Source organism: Parasphingopyxis lamellibrachiae, assembly GCF_003385775.1.
Taxonomy (GTDB): Bacteria; Pseudomonadota; Alphaproteobacteria; order Sphingomonadales; family Sphingomonadaceae; genus Parasphingopyxis; species Parasphingopyxis lamellibrachiae.
This window is the reverse complement of the sequence record NZ_QRDP01000004.1, coordinates 2,545,180-2,562,482: the sequence shown is the minus strand read 5'-3', so window position 1 is coordinate 2,562,482 and position 17,303 is coordinate 2,545,180. Positions and strand designations below refer to the sequence as shown.

Here is a 17,303-nt window from a genome sequence, read left to right as displayed (position 1 = left end):
GATTGCGTAACGGCGAATGGTTACCAGCATCTTAAGACATAGCGAACTTGCGAGATGCCAAAGGCATCATATATTCCGCTTCATGGACGATAAACGAAGCAGCGCGCCGTGGCACGGCACAACCATTCTCGCAGTTCGCGACGACAACAAAGTCGTGATTGCAGGTGACGGTCAGGTCTCGATGGGACAGACCGTTATGAAGCCCAACGCAAAAAAAGTTCGCCGCCTCGGCGATGGCAAGGTAATTGGTGGCTTTGCGGGGGCAACAGCCGATGCCTTTACGCTCTTCGAGCGGCTGGAAGGCAAGCTGGAACGGCATCACGGCCAGCTCATGCGGGCAGCTGTCGAACTCGCCAAGGATTGGCGGACAGACAAATACCTCCGCAATCTCGAGGCTATGATGATCGTCGCCGACAAGGAAATCACGCTGATCCTGACCGGCAATGGCGACGTGCTCGAGCCAGCCGACGGTTTTGCGGCAATCGGATCGGGCGGCAATTTCGCACTGGCCGGAGCCCGGGCGCTCATGGATTATGAGCAGGACGCCGAGAAGATCGCGCGCCGGGCGATGGCCATAGCCGCCGAACTTTGCGTCTATACGAACGATCAGTTGACGATCGAGACGATCGAGAGCGACTGAATTTCCGCATATACCCCGCCAGACAAACCCGAAAGCATATATCCGAATGAATGACGCCCTCACCCCGAAAGCCATTGTGGCTGCGCTCGATGAGCATATCATCGGACAAAAGGAGGCCAAGCGTGCAGTCGCCGTCGCGCTCCGCAACCGATGGCGGCGCCAGCGGCTTCCTGAGGAATTGCGTAACGAAGTCACGCCGAAAAACATTCTGATGATCGGCCCCACGGGCTGCGGCAAAACCGAAATCAGCCGGCGGCTCGCGAAGCTGGCGGACGCGCCCTTTGTCAAAATCGAGGCGACCAAATTTACGGAGGTCGGCTATGTCGGCCGCGACGTAGAACAGATCGCCCGCGATCTCGTCGAGGATGCAGTGCGCCTCGAAAAGGACCGGCGAAGAGAGGCTGTCCGCGAAGATGCAAGCAAGGCGGCTATGGACCGCCTTCTGGACGCGCTTACCGGCAAAGGCGCGAGCGACGCGACCCGGGAGAGCTTTCGCCAGCGGGTCATGGACAATCACATGAACGACACAGAGGTTGAGATCGAGGTCGAGGACACGCCGAACATGCCGATGGATATCCCCGGCATGGGTGGTCAGGTCGGGATGATCAACCTGTCGGACATGATGGGAAAGGCGTTTGGCCAGCAAGCCAAGAAACGCCGGAAAATGCGGGTTGCCGATGCCTGGGACAAGCTGGTCGAGGAAGAATCGGAAAAGCGCCTCGACCAGGATGACGTCGCCCGGGTCGCACTCGCCAATGCGGAGGCCAACGGTATCGTCTTTCTCGATGAGATAGATAAAATCGCCGTATCGGATGTTCGGGGCGGCTCGGTGAGCCGCGAAGGCGTACAGCGCGATCTGCTGCCGCTTATCGAGGGCACAACCGTTGCGACAAAATATGGCCCGATGAAAACCGACCATATCCTGTTCATCGCATCAGGTGCCTTCCATGTGGCCAAGCCAAGCGACATGCTTCCCGAGCTTCAAGGCCGCCTCCCGATCCGCGTCGAGCTTCGCGCCCTGACCGAAGAGGATTTCGTTCGCATCTTGACCGAAACCAAGGCCAACCTGCCCGACCAGTATCAGGCGCTGATCGGCACGGAAGGCGTCGAGATCGAATTTTCCACAGAGGCCATCGCCCAGGTCGCCAAAATTGCTGCGGAAGTGAACAGCCAGGTCGAGAATATCGGTGCGCGGCGTCTGCAGACGGTTATGGAGAAGCTTGTCGAAGAGATCAGCTTCGCCGCCGGATCGGAAGAACGCGAAGAGGGCGCGGACACACTCGTGATCGACGCCGCCTATGTAGACAAACAGCTGGCAGCCGTTGCGCGCGATACGGACTTGAGCAAATATGTCCTATAGTCGGTGCCGGGCCGAATGTGGCTAGCAGCTGGTTATCGGCGTACTGAACAGATAGCGGTCTCCCGGGCCATAATAGACATATTCAATCTCCCCACCGAGATTGATGAGCGAACGTGTTTCCGTATTTCCGCATATGCTCTCAGGGTTCTGGGTCGAAGCGAATTGGCGAAACTGCGCAATCTGAGCTGCGCTGAACTCACGCGATAGTTCGTAACGATACTGGATCCGGCTCCCCTGAACACGGGCAGCCGTCACTGTGGTCAGCTCGTCGATGGAAATCGGAACCTGCGCATTGATCTGCCTTGCCGCTTCAGCAAGCCCGGCCTCCAACCCCGAATTGGCCGGCCCCGCATCGGCGACGGGCGCCGCTGGTTCATCCTTGTCGTCCGCAGCCGATGGGCGGTCAGCCTCTTCGGAAGATTCCGACGATGCGGTGCGAGTTGGCGTCTCCTCAGTACCCCGGTCCAGCAATCGTGGAATCAGCAACACCGCGAGAAACACGACGATCGCCGCAGCCGCTATGATAAGTATGTTTCTGTTCATCCTGCAAATCCCCCACAACGATATATCTCATACTGGTCCCTTGGCGTGCAAGCCCGGTCAGCGACAATCTAAAGATATACTTCGCGATCGCAAAAAACTGTGATCTGGATCGTAACCTCACGGCCCGATATCGCGAATACCCAGCTGCACACTTAATTGGAGCAGAGTCATGCGCGCCATCACTATCGTTCTCGTTTCCGCTGCCGCGACACTTGGTGTTGCAGCCTGCACGCAGCAGGGGAACCCGGCCTCCGAACCGGTCGAACAGGTTGCAAGCGAACCAATGGACCATTCGGGCCCTGCGATCGGCGAAGCCATTCCGGCAAATTTCCTGGTCCGCGACGTGACCGGCGCGGAACGCGGCCTGGACGACCTTGCCGGTGAAAATGGTCTGGTACTGGTCTTTAACCGGTCGGCGGACTGGTGCAGCTATTGCCAGGGGCAGATGGTGGAGCTGCGAGAGATTCAGGGCGACCTGGAACAGCGAGGATATGCGCTGGCAACGCTCAGCTATGATGCCCCCGCGATACTCGCCGATTTCGCCGAACGCGAAGACATCGATTATGCGATGCTATCGGACGAAGGCGCGACGATGATCGACGCGTTCGACCTGCGCGATCCGCAATATGCGGAAGGCAGCTTTGCTTATGGCGTACCCCGGCCCACGATTCTGGTAATCGGCGAGGATGGTATCGTTCAGTCCAAGATGGTCGAAACCGATTATCGCATCCGTCCCGAACCGGCCGATATCGTTGCCGCGGTGGACGCGCTCTAGCTCCTATTCCTAGCTGTGCGGCTTGCGGAAACGGTAAACGACGCGGTCTGTTTGTCCCCGGATTTCGGGAGCGAACACGCTGAGCTGGTGATCATCCTCGGGATTGCGGAGAAAATCGGCTTCACCGTCGAGTACAAAACCCGCTTCCGCCATCATGGCGCGGATGGTCGCTGGATCAATGCGATGCGCACGCTGCGTCTCTGCCGCCGGATCTGACCCCGCAAGTCCGACATGATCGACGATGCCAACGATACCACCAGGCTTCATCCCGGTGTATAGAGTTGCAAGAAATGCAACCGGATCGCTGGAAAGCGGAGTTTCACTTCCGGCCGGAACGAACCAGAAATCGTGAAACACCATGTTGAACAATGCAAAATCAATGCTGTTCGGTTCAAATGCAACCTCATCGATTTCATATTCGAAGGGAACAGCATTGGGGATACGTGTGCCATAGCCCCGGGCATCAAGCCCTTCACGCATCCCAAACTGTTCAACAAGGCCGGGCATGTTATGCGGCATCACAACGCCTTCAGAGCCGACGGCCCGCGCCATCAGTTCAGAATAGTAACCGCCTGCTGCAACGAAATCGAAAACCCGATCGCCTTGCTCCAGCCCAAGGAAATTCAGCAGGCGCGCAGGTTGCCTGGCATTGTCTTGCTCACGATCTTCTGCGGTACGATCCGGGTTAACCAATGCCGCATCAATATCGGCGGGCACAGCCGGAGCGATAGTCGGAATCGCCAACAAAACTGCCGTCCAAACCGTCACCAGATATTTTCGCATTGCCCTGTCCTTATCCTTGGTTTCTGCCATATCCGCCCTTTGCAGGCGCGGCGATTGGGGCGAAACCATGGCACGCCCAGTCGCAATATTCTCAAATTTTCGACCTATGGCGGAGTCGGGTCGTCGAACGCATGTTTCCAGCGGAGCGCATAATGGCCGAAACCTACGAACCAACCAGGCCCTGGATTATCAATATCGGCAAAAAATTGCGCCCGATGGTCGATTCTGTCGTCGCCAGAAATTCGTCAGTTTCCAACGACCCGGTGCTGAATCCGGCCGATTTCCCTTATACGCGGGAGCTGGAAAAGCATTGGGAAACCATCCGCGACGAAGCGCTCGCCATATCCGCGCGGCCTGACCGGGTTCCCGCGCTGGACGAGATTTCTCCTGATCATCAGGGAATCGCGCCGGCCGGCATGTGGCGGTCTTTCTTCCTCTACGGCTATGGCTATCCAGCCGAGGAAAATATCGCGCGCTGCCCGAAAACTGCCGAGATCGTCAGCCGTATTCCCGGCCTCAACAGCGCGTTCTTCTCAATCCTGAAAGCCGGCACGCATATTCCCGATCATCGGGGCGTGACGAAAGGGCTGATCACCTGTCATCTCGGCCTGTCGGTTCCCGAGGAAGGGGATTGCCGGATGCGCGTACACGATCAGGTGGTTCGCTGGGAAAATGGCAAGACGCTGGTGTTCGACGATACCTATCGGCACGAAGTGTGGAACGACACCGATAGCACGCGCGTGATCCTGCTGGTCCAGACGAAACGGCCGACGCGGTTTCCCGGCAATATGATTGGCGGCCTGTTCCTATGGGCGGTCAAGCGTACGCCCTTCGTGAAGGAAGCGCGCGCCAATATCGCCAAATGGGACGAGAACCTCAGCGATCTCGAAGCGGCGCGCAACGCGGACTGATCCCGCTGCGCGCTCGCTCGATCGGACTTGGTTCAGACCGGTGTCAGCCCTGACGCTGAACCGCTCCGCGATGGGCGCCAACACCATTTCTGTTGCGGTTCCGCCGGCGTTTCTGGCCCTGCCCGGCCTTCTGCTCACCGCCACGCTGATTCCGTCCGCCCTTGGACGGCCCGCGGCGATTGCCACCCTGCGATTTGCCGGACTTGCGGGGCGCTGCCTTGGGCAGCTTGGCCGCCTGCGCCATGAAGTCTTCGGGCAAGGGCTGGGGTTTCAGCTTGACTCCGGTCAGCCGTTCAATCTGTTTCAGATAGGAGCGCTCATCATCATTGTTCACATAGCTGATGGCGATGCCGCTTGCGCCCGCACGGGCGGTGCGGCCGATACGGTGGACATATTGTTCCGGCACATTGGGCATGTCGAAATTGATCACATGGCTTACCGCCGGGATATCGATACCGCGCGCGGCGATATCGGTCGCGACGAGATATTTGATGTCGCCGTCGCGGAAGGCGCGCAGCGCCGCTTCGCGCTGGGGTTGGCTCTTGTTGCCATGGATGGCGGCCGCGCCGATGTTCGCTCCGGCGAGGAACCGGACGATACGATCGGCCCCGTGCTTGGTGCGGCTGAAGATCAAAGCGCGTTCGATCTCCTGGTCGCGCAGGGTTAGCGTGAGCAGGCCCTGCTTTTCGGCCTGATTGACGAACGTCATTCGTTGTTCGACGCGTTCAGCTGTCGTCGCCTGTGGTGCCACTGAGACTTTGACGGGATCGCGCAGAAAGCCCTTGGCCAGCTGTTCGATATTTTTCGGCATGGTGGCCGAGAAGAACAGGCTCTGCCGGCGGTGCGGCAGCAGCTTTGCCAGACGTTTCAGATCATGGATAAATCCGAGATCGAGCATCTGATCGGCTTCGTCGAGAACGAAAATTTCGACCTGGTCGAGCTTCAGCGCGCGCTGATCGATAAGATCGAGCAGGCGTCCGGGCGTAGCGACAAGAATGTCGACCCCCTGTTCAAGCTTGCGCTTCTGTTTGCCAACGGGGACGCCGCCGAACACCGTCTCGACGGAAAGCCGCATGAACTTTGCATAGCCGCGAATATTCTCCGCAATCTGGCTGGCAAGTTCGCGGGTCGGCGAAAGGATGAGCATCCGGCAGGCCTTGTGCGGGCTGCGCATCGGATTTTCGGAAAGATAGTGGAGCGAGGGCAGTGAAAAGGCAGCCGTCTTACCCGTGCCAGTCTGCGCGATGCCGCACAGATCGCGGCCTTCCAGCAGCGGCGGGATGGCCTGAATCTGGATCGGCGTCGGCGTGTTGTAATCCTTCGCGGCAAGGGCGCGCTGGATGGGTTCGGCAAGGCCGAGTTGGTTGAATTGTGTCAAAATATATACTCACATGAGCGACGGCGGGCGCACACGATCATTCGGGCGCGCAACCGCATGTCGCGGGTTGCGAAACGACCCGCGTGAAAAGGGAAGCCTCAGGAAAATCTAGCGCGGAGTTATCGGCCGGTCTCGCTACTGTGCGGACGCTCACGCTGCCGATTGTTGGGAGAAGCAGGATATCCGCTTCATGCTGCGCTGCAACGTATATGGGAGCAATTGCGCGAATACGCAAGGTAATTACACAAATGGCAAAAAAGCGATCTCGATCGAGTTAGAATCGATCTGCAGCAATCCCACAGCGAGAGGAATGCCTGTCGCATAGGCATCCCATCTGTGTGCCAAGCAAAGATCGCCCCCAGCCCCTTGATCGTCGGCCCGCGGGAGGCCATGTCCTTTCCATGCTTATTGAAACCGAAACCACGCCCAACCCGGCCACACTGAAATTCCTTCCCGGACAACAGGTCATGTCATCCGGAACGCGCGACTTTGCGGCGCCCGAAGAGGCGGAAGCTTCGCCGCTCGCCGAAGGACTGTTCAATCTCGGCGATGTAGTCGGCGTGTTTTACGGCTCCGATTTCGTTTCAGTGACGGCAGCTCCCGGTGTCGACTGGGCCGGTCTCAAGCCCGATGTCCTGGGCGTATTGCTCGATCATTTTGCCAGCGGCGCGCCATTGTTCAAGGCGGGCAGCGCAGCTGAAATCGCCGTTCCAGCGGAAGATTTCGATGACGATCCCGAAGATGCCGAAATCGTCGCGCAAATTCGTGAACTCATCGACACGCGCGTCCGGCCCGCCGTGGCACGCGACGGCGGTGACATCGTTTATCGCGGGTTCCAGCAAGGCAAGGTTTTCCTGCAGATGCAAGGCGCGTGTTCGGGTTGCCCCTCGTCCACAGCAACGCTGAAACAGGGCATTGAGCAGCTGCTCAAGCATTATGTGCCGGAAGTGACTGAAGTCCGCGCTATCTAAGGGCCGTAAAGGCCAAGGGGAAATTTGATGGGAACGCCGCTTTCCGACGACGCGCTCGATACGATCTTTCGGACAGCGCGAACCTATAACGGCTATCGGGACAAACCGGTGAGCGAAGGTCAGCTCGAAGCGATCTGGGATCTGATGAAGATGGGACCGACCTCGGCCAATATGCTGCCCGCGCGAATGGTCTGGTGCATAAGCGCTGACGCAAAGGCGAAACTTGCCGCACATACAATGCCGGCCAACGGCAAGAAGATTCTTGCCGCACCGACCACTGTGATCATAGCAATGGACACGAATTTTCACGAGCTTCTTCCTGAATTTTTCCCGCACGATCAAACCGCCAAATCCTGGTTCAGCGACGACGCGTTCCGCAAACAAAGCGCCTTTCGGAACAGTTCGCTCCAGGGAGCTTATTTCATCATTGCGGCCCGTGCGATCGGCCTCGACACCGGGCCCATGTCAGGCTTTGACAATGACGCCGTGGACAAGGCTTTCTTCCCGGATCAGCCAGCGGTGAAATCCAACTTCATCTCGACGATCGGCTATGGCGATCCTGAAACAATTTTCGAACGGAGCCCGCGTCCTAGCTTTGCGAGATTCAACACCATTGCCTGAAGCGGCTGACCGCCCATGATGCTCGCAATCGATACCGCGACGGACGCCTGTTCCGTAGCGCTTTTCGATGGCGGCAAGCTGGTGGCGGAGCGGCATGAAATCGTCGGCCGCGGCCATGCCGAAAAATTGATCCCAATGATCGCGGAACTGCCGGGCAAGGGGCGCGCGCAGGGCATAATAGTAGATTGCGGCCCGGGAAGCTTTACAGGATTGCGCGTCGGTCTGTCCGCGGCCCGCGCTCTCGGCCTCGGATGGCAGGCGCAAGTATATGGTTATTCGTCCCTTGCGTTGATGGCGGCAATGGCCTTTTCCGATGCGAATGCACCGGGTAGACTGGCCGTGACGATAGCCGGAGGTCATGGCGAGATGTTCGTTCAGCGCTTTACCAGAAAACCCTTTGCCGAAATCGCGCCGCTGGCTTCGCTCACACCCGATGCAGCGATAGCCGAAATTGAGGAACCGCTGCTGATCGGCAATGCCGCGGCAGAACTTTCGGCCTTGTCAGGCGTCGGAGAAGCAAGGGACATCAGGCCGCGTGCAGCCGAAACGATGTTGCTTCCCAAGGCGTTCAGAGAATTGCCCCCAAGCCCCATCTATGGCCGCGCACCAGATGCCAAGCCGCCGCAATGACGATGGTAGCCCACCCCTATCCTGACTGTCTGGCCAAGGGCGAACTCGACGACCTCATGACCATAATGGAGGATTCTTTCGAACCGCGCTTTGGTGAAGGTTGGTCGCGATCGCAATGCAGCGGTATGCTGGGCGACAGAAACAGCTGGGTTTCGATCACCAGTGAAGAAGGTGAACCGACCGGTTTCGCACTTTCGCGAATGATCGTCGACGAGGCTGAATTGCTGTTGATCGCCGTACGGCCAGCCTACCGTGGCAAGGGCATCGGGGCCGGTCTTTTGCAGCAGGTTTGCGAGACGGCTGCGGCGAAAGGGGCGAAACGCCTCCACTTGGAAGTACGGGACGGCAACGCGGCCGCGAATCTCTATCAAGCCAGCGGATTTCAGACGATCGGTCGAAGAAAGAACTATTATCGCGGCGGAAATGGCGAGCGGTTCGATGCAATTACATTGTCACTTCAACTAGATCGCGAAACTGTATAAAAATCTTCCCCAAATTTGGTTGATTTCTCCATTTTGAACCGACATCTATGATGCGAGTTTTCATAGAAAACCGACCAAAACCAAAAAATGGGATCGCACCGCATGACAGATACAGTCGACATGACCGAAACATTGATAACTCTAACGGCCGACATTGTTTCCGCCCATGTAAGTAACAACAGCGTCGCCGTATCTGATCTGCCGTTGCTTATTCAGAGTGTTCACGGGGCACTTGAAGCTCTGGACGATGCAAATGCACCGGAAGAAAAACCGGAACCAGCCGTTTCAATCCGCTCATCCATCAAGCCCGACTATATCGTCTGCCTGGAGGACGGGAAGAAATTGAAGATGCTCAAGCGCCACCTGATGACGCATTATGGAATGACACCCGACGAGTATCGCCAGAAATGGGGCCTTGCTGCCGATTATCCGATGGTTTCACCCAATTACGCCGAGCAGCGCCGCAAGCTGGCGAAGAAAATCGGCCTCGGTCGCAAGCGCGGCTCCCGCAACAAGGCGAAATAATCGGGTGGCGGCGGAGACAATCCGTCGCCTCTCTCTTTTCAGCCGCGCGGTTATTCTCTAGACCTTCGCCATGAACCGAAAAATCGATATTGAAGCGCTATGTGCGGAAAAAGGCCTGCGTATCACCGAACAGCGCCGTGTGATTGCGCGGGTGCTGTCGGAAGCAGACGATCATCCCGATGTCGAAGCGCTTCATGAGCGCGCCTCTGCTGTCGACAACGGGATTTCGATTGCGACCGTATACAGAACAGTCCGCCTGTTCGAAGAAGCCGGAATTCTCGAAAGGCATGATTTCGGCGACGGCCGGTCGCGCTACGAGGCAGCGGCAGATGATCATCATGACCATCTGATAGACGTTGAATCCGGTAAAGTTATCGAATTTGTTGACGAAGAACTGGAAGAATTACAGCGGCGTATTGCAGAGAAACTCGGCTATAGGCTCGTCGATCATCGCATGGAGCTATATGGCGTATCCCGCGAGCGCGGTAGCTAGGCCAGGCCGTTGCCACGCTTTCTGTTTCGCCTGACATGGCTGGTCGGATTAATCCTGCTCTGCGTCCCGCTTCACCTGCTATGGCGTCTTTTCCGGCTGGAATCCCCGTGGCCACAGCGCTTTCTTGGATGGTGCGGACGCGCCTGCGGCCTGCGCGCCACCATCGTGGGAAAGCGGGCCAAAGGCACGATTCTCTTCGCTTCCAACCATCAGAGCTGGATGGATATTCTGCTCATCGGTGGCGCGACCGGCGCCTCCTTTGTTTCCAAGGAAACTGTCCGCAATTGGCCGATCGCAGGCTGGCTCGCGACTATGGTTGGGACAATTTACATCGCCAACAGCGATCGCCGGGCGGCGGGAGCGCAGGCTGAACGTATCCGCCAGGCACTGACCGCAAGCACATCGGTCGCCTTCTTCCCGGAAGGCAAGCTCGATAACGGAACTTTGCAGCCGTTTCGCCCGGCCCTTTTCGGCGCGGTCATCCCGCCCGTCGACCACATTGCTGTGCAGCCCGTCGCTCTGGACTATGGCGAGCATAGCGAGGACCTGATCTGGCCAAGCGGGACGCACGCGGCAACCAATGCGCGTCAGGTTTTCGCGCGGCGCGGGGTTGAAAATGTCACAATTCACCTGCTCGACCCCATAGAAATCGACGAAAATTCTCACCGCAAAGATGTGGCCGAACAATGCCAATCCGCGATCGCCGACGCGCTCGGACAAAAGATCGACCGCGAACTGGCGTGAGCACGAACGCGCCGGAAAGCTATCCGCCAATCGGCTTTTTCGGCCCCCTCCGGTTTCTCTTCCGCTTTCTGGCCATGCTGGGCCTTCTGCTGCTCTGCCTTCCTCCGCACTATCTCACCAAGTTGTTCGGTTATGTGTCCCATTGGCCATCCCGCTTCCTCTTCGGGATCGCATGGATCTGCAACGTCCGCATCGCAATCGAAGGCGTGCGCCTGAAAGAAGACGTATTCTATGTTTCCAACCATCTGAGCTGGCTGGACATTCCGATAGTTGGGGGTGTTACGCGTGCGGCCTTTGTCGCACAGGACGGCATCGCAAAATGGCCAGTCATCGGCTGGCTGGCGAGCATCAACAACACGGTTTTCGTGTCCCGGACAAACAAGCTCAGCGTCGCAGGTCAGGTCGAGACCCTTCGCGAGGCACTCCACGATCATCAGCCGGTCACGATATTTCCCGAAGGCACGACGACCGATGGAACGAACCTGCTTCCCTTCAAGCCGCCGCTCTTCGCCGTTTTGTCACCGCCTCCCCGCGGTATTCGCATCCAGCCGCTATTTCTCGATTTTTATGGCCTTGGGCCGGAAACGGCGTGGGTTGGCGACGAAAGCGCTCCGCACAATGCATGGCGAATTATGTGCCGACGAGATGTGATTCCCGTGCGCCTCGTGTTTCTCAAACCCTTCGATCCGATGCAGTGCAACGATCGCAAGGAGATTGCGGCAACGGCCCGCGAACAGATTCGGCAGGCGCTCTCCGCTTCTCTTGGCGGCAAGCCTGTCCTATAGGCGCGGCCATGAGTCGAACGAACCGTCGGACCGATCCGAAAAGCTATTTCGTCAAAAGCTTTGGCTGCCAGATGAACGTCTATGATGGCGAGCGCATGGCCGAGCTTCTGGATGCCGAAGGTCTTGCGCCCGTGGATGATGCGGATGCAGCCGATCTCGTCGTGCTCAACACCTGCCATATCCGCGAAAAAGCCGCCGAGAAGGTCTATTCCGATATCGGTCGTTTGCGCCGGGACGATGGCTCAACGCCGATGATTGCCATTGCCGGCTGCGTTGCGCAGGCCGAGGGTGCCGAGATCCCGCGCCGCGCCCGCGAAGTCGATATCGTTGTCGGGCCGCAGGCTTATCACAATTTGCCGACCCTGGTCGCCAAGGCCGCACGCGGTGAAGATGCGCTCGACACGGACATGCCGGTAGCATCCAAATTCGGCGCCTTGCCGAAACGTGCGAAACAGGCACCCAGCGCCTTCCTCACCGTTCAGGAAGGATGCGACAAATTCTGCACCTATTGCGTGGTGCCCTATACCCGCGGCGCGGAAGTATCGCGTCCATGGAAGGCTGTGATCGACGAAGCCAGGGCGCTGGTCGATGCCGGCGCGAAAGAAATCACGCTGCTCGGTCAGAATGTAAATGCCTGGGAAACGGACGATGAAACGGGCAACCGTCAGGGGCTGGATGGCCTCATCCGCGCACTCGACCGGATAGCGGGCCTTGAGCGCATCCGGTACACCACCAGCCATCCCAATGACATGACTGAAGGGCTGATCCGGGCGCATGGCGAAGTCGACGCGCTGATGCCCTATCTCCATCTGCCCGTGCAGTCCGGCAGCGATCCTATTCTGAAAGCCATGAACCGCAGCCATAGCGCGGCCAGCTATCTCGCGATTATCGAGCGGGTCCGCGAAGCGCGGCCGGATATCGCGATCTCGGGCGATTTCATTGTCGGCTTCCCCGGCGAGAGCGACGAAGATTTCGAAGCAACGCTCGATATCGTGCGCGCGACCAACTATGCACAGGCCTTCTCGTTCAAATATAGCGCGCGGCCCGGCACGCCGGCGGCGGAAATGACCGACTGCTTCATCGCGCCGGAACTGGCCGACGAGCGCCTCCAGCGCCTGCAGGCGCTGCTGAACGAACAGCAGATGGCCTTCAACCAGCAGGCGATCGGCAAGCGCACTCGTGTCCTTCTCGAACGCGAGGGCCGCAAAACCGGCCAGCGGATCGGCAAATCGCCCTGGCTGCAATCGGTCCATCTGGATACCGACGAACCGATCGGCACGATGATTGATGTCGACATCCTCTCCGCCGGGCCGAGAAGCCTGGGCGGAGCGATGCCAGCCGAGGAAGCCGCCTGATGCCGAAAAAAGCTGCGCAAAAGCCACGCGAAGATCGCACCCGGCTCGATCTCGAATTCGAGAAACAGGATCTACTGGGCGGGTTGTTCGGGGAATATGACCAGAATCTCGTTGCTATCGAGAACCGACTTGGCGTCTATATCGCCGCGCGCGGCAACCGGCTGACGATCGAGGGCGAAGAGGCCAATGCCGAACGCGCCCGCGAAGTGCTCACCGGTCTCTACAACCGCCTCGCCGAGGGGCAGGAAATCGACGCCGGCGCCGTTGAGGCTGTCATCGCCATGTCCGCCGAGCCCACGCTCGAGGACGTCGTGCGCAAGGACGTCTCAGAACCGCCCAAGGTGATGATCCGGACGCGCAAGAAAACCATCGTTCCGCGTTCGCTCGCCCAGACCCGCTACATGGAAGCCCTGGCGCGCGAAGATGTGATCTTCTCCCTCGGCCCCGCGGGGACCGGAAAAACCTATCTCGCTGTCGCCCAGGCCGTGCACCAACTGATCACCGGCTCCGTCGACCGGCTGATCCTCTCTCGCCCCGCCGTGGAGGCCGGCGAACGGCTCGGCTTCCTGCCCGGCGATATGCGCGAGAAGGTCGATCCCTATCTGCGACCGCTATATGATGCGCTCTACGACATGCTGCCCAGCGACCAGGTCGAACGGCGCATCGCCAGCGGCGAAATCGAAATCGCGCCGATCGCCTTCATGCGCGGACGCACGCTTGCCGATGCTTTTGTGATATTGGACGAAGCGCAAAACACGACGCCCGCTCAAATGAAAATGTTCCTGACGCGTTTCGGCGAAAATAGCCGGATGGTCGTGTGCGGAGACCCGAAACAGGTCGACCTGCCCGGCGAGGGCGTTTCCGGCCTTGCCGATGCGGTTTCGCGGCTCGAAGGCGTAGAGGGTATCGCGACGATACGGTTCGGCGTCGGCGATGTTGTCCGTCATCCGGTCGTGGGGCGGATCGTCGAAGCCTATGAGGGCTCCGGATGATTGCCGTGGCCATTCAGCACGAAGGCCAATGGCCGGGTACGGTGGATTGGGACCTTCTGGCGCTAAAGGCGGTCACCCAGGCAATCCGCCAGACACCACACGGGGATTTGGCGAAAGAGGCCGTGACGCTCGAAATCTCGGTCAAGCTGACCGACAATGACGAGGTCCAGGGCCTGAACGCGGCCTATCGCGACAAGGACAAGCCAACCAACGTTCTCTCCTTCCCCATGGTCCAGCCGGACATGCTTGGCGCGCTCGCGAATAGCGATGACGGGGAAGTGCTGCTCGGCGATATCGTGCTCGCGCTCGGCGTCTGCCAGGCCGAAGCGGAAGAGAAGCGGATATCGGTCGAAGATCATGCGACGCATCTTATTGTCCATGGCATGCTGCATTTGCTAGGCTATGACCATGAGACAGGTGAAGCCGAAGCCGATGCGATGGAAGCCATGGAGCGATCGGCGCTCGCGGCGCTGGGCATCGCAGATCCATATCAACCCGCTGTGACGACGAACGAGGTATAGCAATTAAACTTTATGTCAGACGACTCGCGTAGCACCGCGTCCACCGAACCAAGCGGTGGACGCATATGGAAAGGCCTTCGCAGCCTTATCTTCGGAGAAAATGGCGAGCCGACCCTGCGGGATGAGCTGGAAGCGGCCATTGACGATCATGATGCCGAACCGCTCGACAATGGCGATCTTTCCGCCGTCGAGCGCCAGATGCTCAAACGGCTACTGCATTTCGGCGAGACGACGGCCGACGATGTCTGCGTCCCGAGGGCCGATATTATCGCAATCGAAGAAAAAGAGAGCTTCGACGCGGTTGTGAAAGTCTTCTCGGAAGCCGGCCACAGCCGCCTGCCCGTCTATCGCGAAACGCTCGATGAAGTGATCGGCATGATCCATATCCGCGACATTTTTGCCGTTCTGGCATCCGATCAGCCGCGCCCGGAAACGATCGAAAGCTTCATTCGCGAACCGCGTTATGTCCCTGAATCCATGGGCGTGCTCGACCTGCTGGCGGAGATGCAGCTCACCCGCACCCATATGGCAATCGTGCTGGACGAGTATTCCGGCACCGAAGGCATCGTCACCATCGAGGATATTGTCGAGGAAATCGTCGGCGAGATCGAGGACGAGCATGATCAGGAAGCAAGCGAATTGCTGGTCGAGATGCCGCAGGGACACTGGGATGCGGAAGCCCGGGCCGAGCTGGACGATGTCGCGGAAATTGTCGACGAGCGTCTGGGCGAGATCGAGGAAGATGTGGACACGCTGGGCGGGCTGGCCTTCGTGCTTGCTGGCCGGGTGCCCGCCCAGGGTGATATGCTTGACCATCCAAGCGGTTGGCAGCTTGAGGTGACCGAGGGTGACAGCAAACGCGTTACCCGCCTGAAATTGCATCCGCCCAGCGACGATGATGAACGAGGAAGAGAGCAGAAATGACCCGCAGAAGACTGATCATAATTCTGTTCGCCCTTGTCGTGCTCGGCATCGTTGTCTGGCTTATGATCCGTCCCCATGAGGCCCGCCTCAGCGTAGAAGCCGTGAGCGGGACCACGCCGCAGATCACCACACCGCGCGAAGAGACGCTGCCGACGATCAATGTCGCCGAAGCGGTTGGCTGGGAAGAGGGAGAAATGCCGACCCCCGCCGAAGAACTTGCCGTCAATCTGTTTGCCGACAATCTCGATCACCCCCGCTGGATGCTGACCCTCGAAAATGGCGATGTTCTGGTTGCCGAAACGCGGCAGCCGCCCCGGGAATATCGCGGGATAACCGGCTGGCTCGAACGCCGGTTGATGACCCGCGCCGGGGCGCTTGGCCCCTCGGCCAATCGTATCACTTTGCTGCGCGATGTGGACGGAGACGGGACAGCCGATCAACGGTCCGCCCTGCTGGATGCTGATAACGGCCTGAATTCGCCGTTCGGAATGACGGTTACTGAAGGCTATCTCTATGTCGCGAACACCGACGCGCTGGTGCGTTTTGCGTTCGAACCCGGCCAGACGGAGATCGACGGCGAAGGCGAAGTGATTGTCGAACTGCCCGCCAATGCGCCCAACAGCCATTGGACGAAGAATGTCGTGGCTCATCCCGACAATCCCAACCTGCTTTATGTCGCCGTCGGATCGACCAGCAATATCGGCGAGAATGGCATGGCGGCCGAAGAAAATCGCGCAGCTGTCCTCGAAGTGAATGTCGAGGACCGGGCGTTCCGGATTTTCGCCGCCGGCCTGCGCAACCCGGTCGGGCTGGACTGGGAGCCAACGCGCAACCGCCTGTTCACCGTGGTCAACGAGCGCGACATGCTTGGCGGCGATCTGGTACCCGACTATCTGACCGAGGTCGTATTCGGTGCCCATTTCGGCTGGCCCGGCGTTTACTGGGGCCGCTATCTGGATGAACGAGTGGTGCCAATGACACCGCGCATGCTCGAATATGCGCGGGTTCCCGATTATGCGCTCGGGCCACATACCGCATCGCTCGGACTGGAGTTTGCGGATCGCGCGAGGCTGGGCGAACAGTTCAGCAATGGTGCCTTTATCGGCCAGCATGGATCATGGAACCGCAGGCCGCGTTCCGGTTACAAAGTCGTGTTCGTACCCTTTGTAAATGGGCGCCCCGAAGGCGATATGGTCGATGTGCTGACCGGCTTTCTCAGCGAGGATGGCGAAGCGCGCGGGCGGCCTGTGGGTGTGATGACCGATGCGACAGGCGCGCTTCTGGTGGCTGACGATGTTGGAAACCGGATCTGGCGGGTCAGCAATCCGGCAGCGCGTCTGCAAACGAGCGACGACGAAGGCTAATCTTTGGCGAAAAGCTGATCGCGATTGCGAAAGGCCTTGAATTCCAGTGCATTGTTGCTGGGATCGAGAATGAACATGGTTGCCTGTTCTCCGGGTAGGCCCTCAAAGCGAATATAGGGCGGGATTACCCAGGGAATTTCCGCCTCCTCCAGCCGTACGCGCAGTGCCGCAAAACTATCCCAGTCCAGCACTGCGCCGAAATGCGGCACCGGCACATCATGCCCGTCCACCGGATTGCTGCTCCGCGTACGCCCGCCTTGCTCATCGAGATGCGTGACGATCTGATGCCCGAAAAAATCGAAATCGATCCAGCGATCCGATGACCGCCCCTCCGCGCAGCCGAGAATCTCGCCGTAAAATTTGCGGGCCGCGGCGAGATCGTGAACCGCAAAGGCCAGATGAAACGGAGGAAGTTCGCCCATAGGCGGATCATAGGGCAAGGCGGCCCCGGCTGGAACGCCCTTTTCGATAGCAATTGAAATCATCGCCCGCCCGCGCGATAGCGA

General features: G+C 58.9%; 21 protein-coding genes. 17 read left to right on the top strand and 4 right to left on the bottom strand.

Features of this window, described 5'->3' with window-relative positions:
* The first annotated feature begins 82 nt into the window (after nt 1–82).
* Nucleotides 83–640: an ATP-dependent protease subunit HslV gene (gene hslV / locus DFR46_RS12865; protein ID WP_116236801.1), complete on the top strand. Its 558-nt coding sequence runs from the start codon at nt 83–85 to the stop codon at nt 638–640.
* A 46-nt stretch (nt 641–686) separates the two neighbouring features.
* The gene (gene hslU / locus DFR46_RS12860; protein ID WP_116236800.1) at nt 687–2,000 is read left to right on the top strand and encodes an ATP-dependent protease ATPase subunit HslU; all 1,314 of its coding nucleotides are present in this window, start codon (nt 687–689) and stop codon (nt 1,998–2,000) included.
* Between the two features lie 21 nt (nt 2,001–2,021).
* Here hslU and DFR46_RS12855 read toward each other — a convergent pair whose 3' ends face one another.
* Entirely contained in the window at nt 2,022–2,543 is a 522-nt protein-coding gene (locus DFR46_RS12855; RefSeq protein ID WP_116236799.1) for a hypothetical protein, read from the bottom strand.
* A 169-nt stretch (nt 2,544–2,712) separates the two neighbouring features.
* On the opposite strand from DFR46_RS12855, the gene DFR46_RS12850 reads away from it, so the two are divergent.
* Nucleotides 2,713–3,318, top strand: coding sequence for a peroxiredoxin family protein (locus DFR46_RS12850; protein ID WP_116236798.1), 606 nt, complete (start codon nt 2,713–2,715; stop codon nt 3,316–3,318).
* Between the two features lie 9 nt (nt 3,319–3,327).
* Here DFR46_RS12850 and DFR46_RS12845 read toward each other — a convergent pair whose 3' ends face one another.
* Nucleotides 3,328–4,131, bottom strand: coding sequence for a class I SAM-dependent methyltransferase (locus tag DFR46_RS12845; protein ID WP_147297689.1), 804 nt, complete (start codon nt 4,129–4,131; stop codon nt 3,328–3,330).
* Between the two features lie 122 nt (nt 4,132–4,253).
* On the opposite strand from DFR46_RS12845, the gene DFR46_RS12840 reads away from it, so the two are divergent.
* Nucleotides 4,254–5,012 carry an aspartyl/asparaginyl beta-hydroxylase domain-containing protein gene (locus tag DFR46_RS12840; protein ID WP_116236796.1) on the top strand — a complete coding sequence of 253 codons (759 nt, stop codon included), beginning with the start codon at nt 4,254–4,256 and terminating at the stop codon, nt 5,010–5,012.
* 43 nt (nt 5,013–5,055) lie between these two features.
* Here DFR46_RS12840 and DFR46_RS12835 read toward each other — a convergent pair whose 3' ends face one another.
* On the bottom strand, nt 5,056–6,390 hold the full coding sequence (locus tag DFR46_RS12835; protein ID WP_116236795.1) for a DEAD/DEAH box helicase: 1,335 nt from the start codon (nt 6,388–6,390) through the stop codon (nt 5,056–5,058).
* A gap of 401 nt (nt 6,391–6,791) precedes the next feature.
* On the opposite strand from DFR46_RS12835, the gene DFR46_RS12830 reads away from it, so the two are divergent.
* From DFR46_RS12830 to DFR46_RS12770, 13 genes are all read left to right on the top strand, one after another.
* Nucleotides 6,792–7,361 carry a NifU family protein gene (locus tag DFR46_RS12830; protein ID WP_116236794.1) on the top strand — a complete coding sequence of 190 codons (570 nt, stop codon included), beginning with the start codon at nt 6,792–6,794 and terminating at the stop codon, nt 7,359–7,361.
* Nucleotides 7,362–7,388: 27 nt separating this feature from the next.
* Nucleotides 7,389–7,982: a malonic semialdehyde reductase gene (locus tag DFR46_RS12825; RefSeq protein WP_116236793.1), complete on the top strand. Its 594-nt coding sequence runs from the start codon at nt 7,389–7,391 to the stop codon at nt 7,980–7,982.
* Nucleotides 7,983–7,997: 15 nt separating this feature from the next.
* Entirely contained in the window at nt 7,998–8,612 is a 615-nt protein-coding gene (tsaB, locus tag DFR46_RS12820; RefSeq protein WP_116236792.1) for a tRNA (adenosine(37)-N6)-threonylcarbamoyltransferase complex dimerization subunit type 1 TsaB, read from the top strand.
* Nucleotides 8,609–9,094, top strand: coding sequence for a ribosomal protein S18-alanine N-acetyltransferase (gene rimI / locus DFR46_RS12815; RefSeq protein ID WP_116236791.1), 486 nt, complete (start codon nt 8,609–8,611; stop codon nt 9,092–9,094). The genes tsaB and rimI overlap by 4 nt, the downstream gene beginning before the upstream one ends.
* Nucleotides 9,095–9,196: 102 nt before the next feature.
* Nucleotides 9,197–9,619, top strand: coding sequence for a Ros/MucR family transcriptional regulator (locus DFR46_RS12810; RefSeq protein WP_116236790.1), 423 nt, complete (start codon nt 9,197–9,199; stop codon nt 9,617–9,619).
* A gap of 70 nt (nt 9,620–9,689) precedes the next feature.
* A complete protein-coding gene (locus tag DFR46_RS12805; protein ID WP_116236789.1) occupies nt 9,690–10,112 on the top strand; it encodes a Fur family transcriptional regulator in 423 nt (140 codons plus the stop codon).
* A 165-nt stretch (nt 10,113–10,277) separates the two neighbouring features.
* Nucleotides 10,278–10,856 (top strand): lysophospholipid acyltransferase family protein, encoded by a 579-nt coding sequence (locus DFR46_RS12800; RefSeq protein WP_281270041.1) that lies wholly within the window; start codon nt 10,278–10,280, stop codon nt 10,854–10,856.
* Nucleotides 10,853–11,641 (top strand): lysophospholipid acyltransferase family protein, encoded by a 789-nt coding sequence (locus DFR46_RS12795; RefSeq protein ID WP_245953850.1) that lies wholly within the window; start codon nt 10,853–10,855, stop codon nt 11,639–11,641. The genes DFR46_RS12800 and DFR46_RS12795 overlap by 4 nt, the downstream gene beginning before the upstream one ends.
* An 8-nt stretch (nt 11,642–11,649) precedes the next feature.
* A complete protein-coding gene (miaB, locus tag DFR46_RS12790) occupies nt 11,650–12,996 on the top strand; it encodes a tRNA (N6-isopentenyl adenosine(37)-C2)-methylthiotransferase MiaB (protein ID WP_116236787.1) in 1,347 nt (448 codons plus the stop codon).
* Nucleotides 12,996–13,988 carry a PhoH family protein gene (locus DFR46_RS12785; protein WP_116236786.1) on the top strand — a complete coding sequence of 331 codons (993 nt, stop codon included), beginning with the start codon at nt 12,996–12,998 and terminating at the stop codon, nt 13,986–13,988. The genes miaB and DFR46_RS12785 overlap by 1 nt, the downstream gene beginning before the upstream one ends.
* Nucleotides 13,985–14,509: an rRNA maturation RNase YbeY gene (ybeY, locus tag DFR46_RS12780; RefSeq protein ID WP_116236785.1), complete on the top strand. Its 525-nt coding sequence runs from the start codon at nt 13,985–13,987 to the stop codon at nt 14,507–14,509. Before DFR46_RS12785 ends, ybeY begins: the two co-directional genes overlap by 4 nt.
* Before the next feature lie 12 nt (nt 14,510–14,521).
* Nucleotides 14,522–15,433, top strand: a complete 912-nt coding sequence (locus DFR46_RS12775; RefSeq protein ID WP_116236784.1) for a hemolysin family protein — start codon at nt 14,522–14,524, stop codon at nt 15,431–15,433.
* On the top strand, nt 15,430–16,797 hold the full coding sequence (locus DFR46_RS12770) for a PQQ-dependent sugar dehydrogenase (RefSeq protein WP_116236783.1): 1,368 nt from the start codon (nt 15,430–15,432) through the stop codon (nt 16,795–16,797). Before DFR46_RS12775 ends, DFR46_RS12770 begins: the two co-directional genes overlap by 4 nt.
* On the opposite strand, the gene DFR46_RS12765 is transcribed toward DFR46_RS12770, so the two are convergent.
* Nucleotides 16,794–17,219 carry a VOC family protein gene (locus tag DFR46_RS12765; protein ID WP_116237346.1) on the bottom strand — a complete coding sequence of 142 codons (426 nt, stop codon included), beginning with the start codon at nt 17,217–17,219 and terminating at the stop codon, nt 16,794–16,796. The genes DFR46_RS12770 and DFR46_RS12765 overlap by 4 nt on opposite strands.
* Nucleotides 17,220–17,303: the final 84 nt, after the last annotated feature.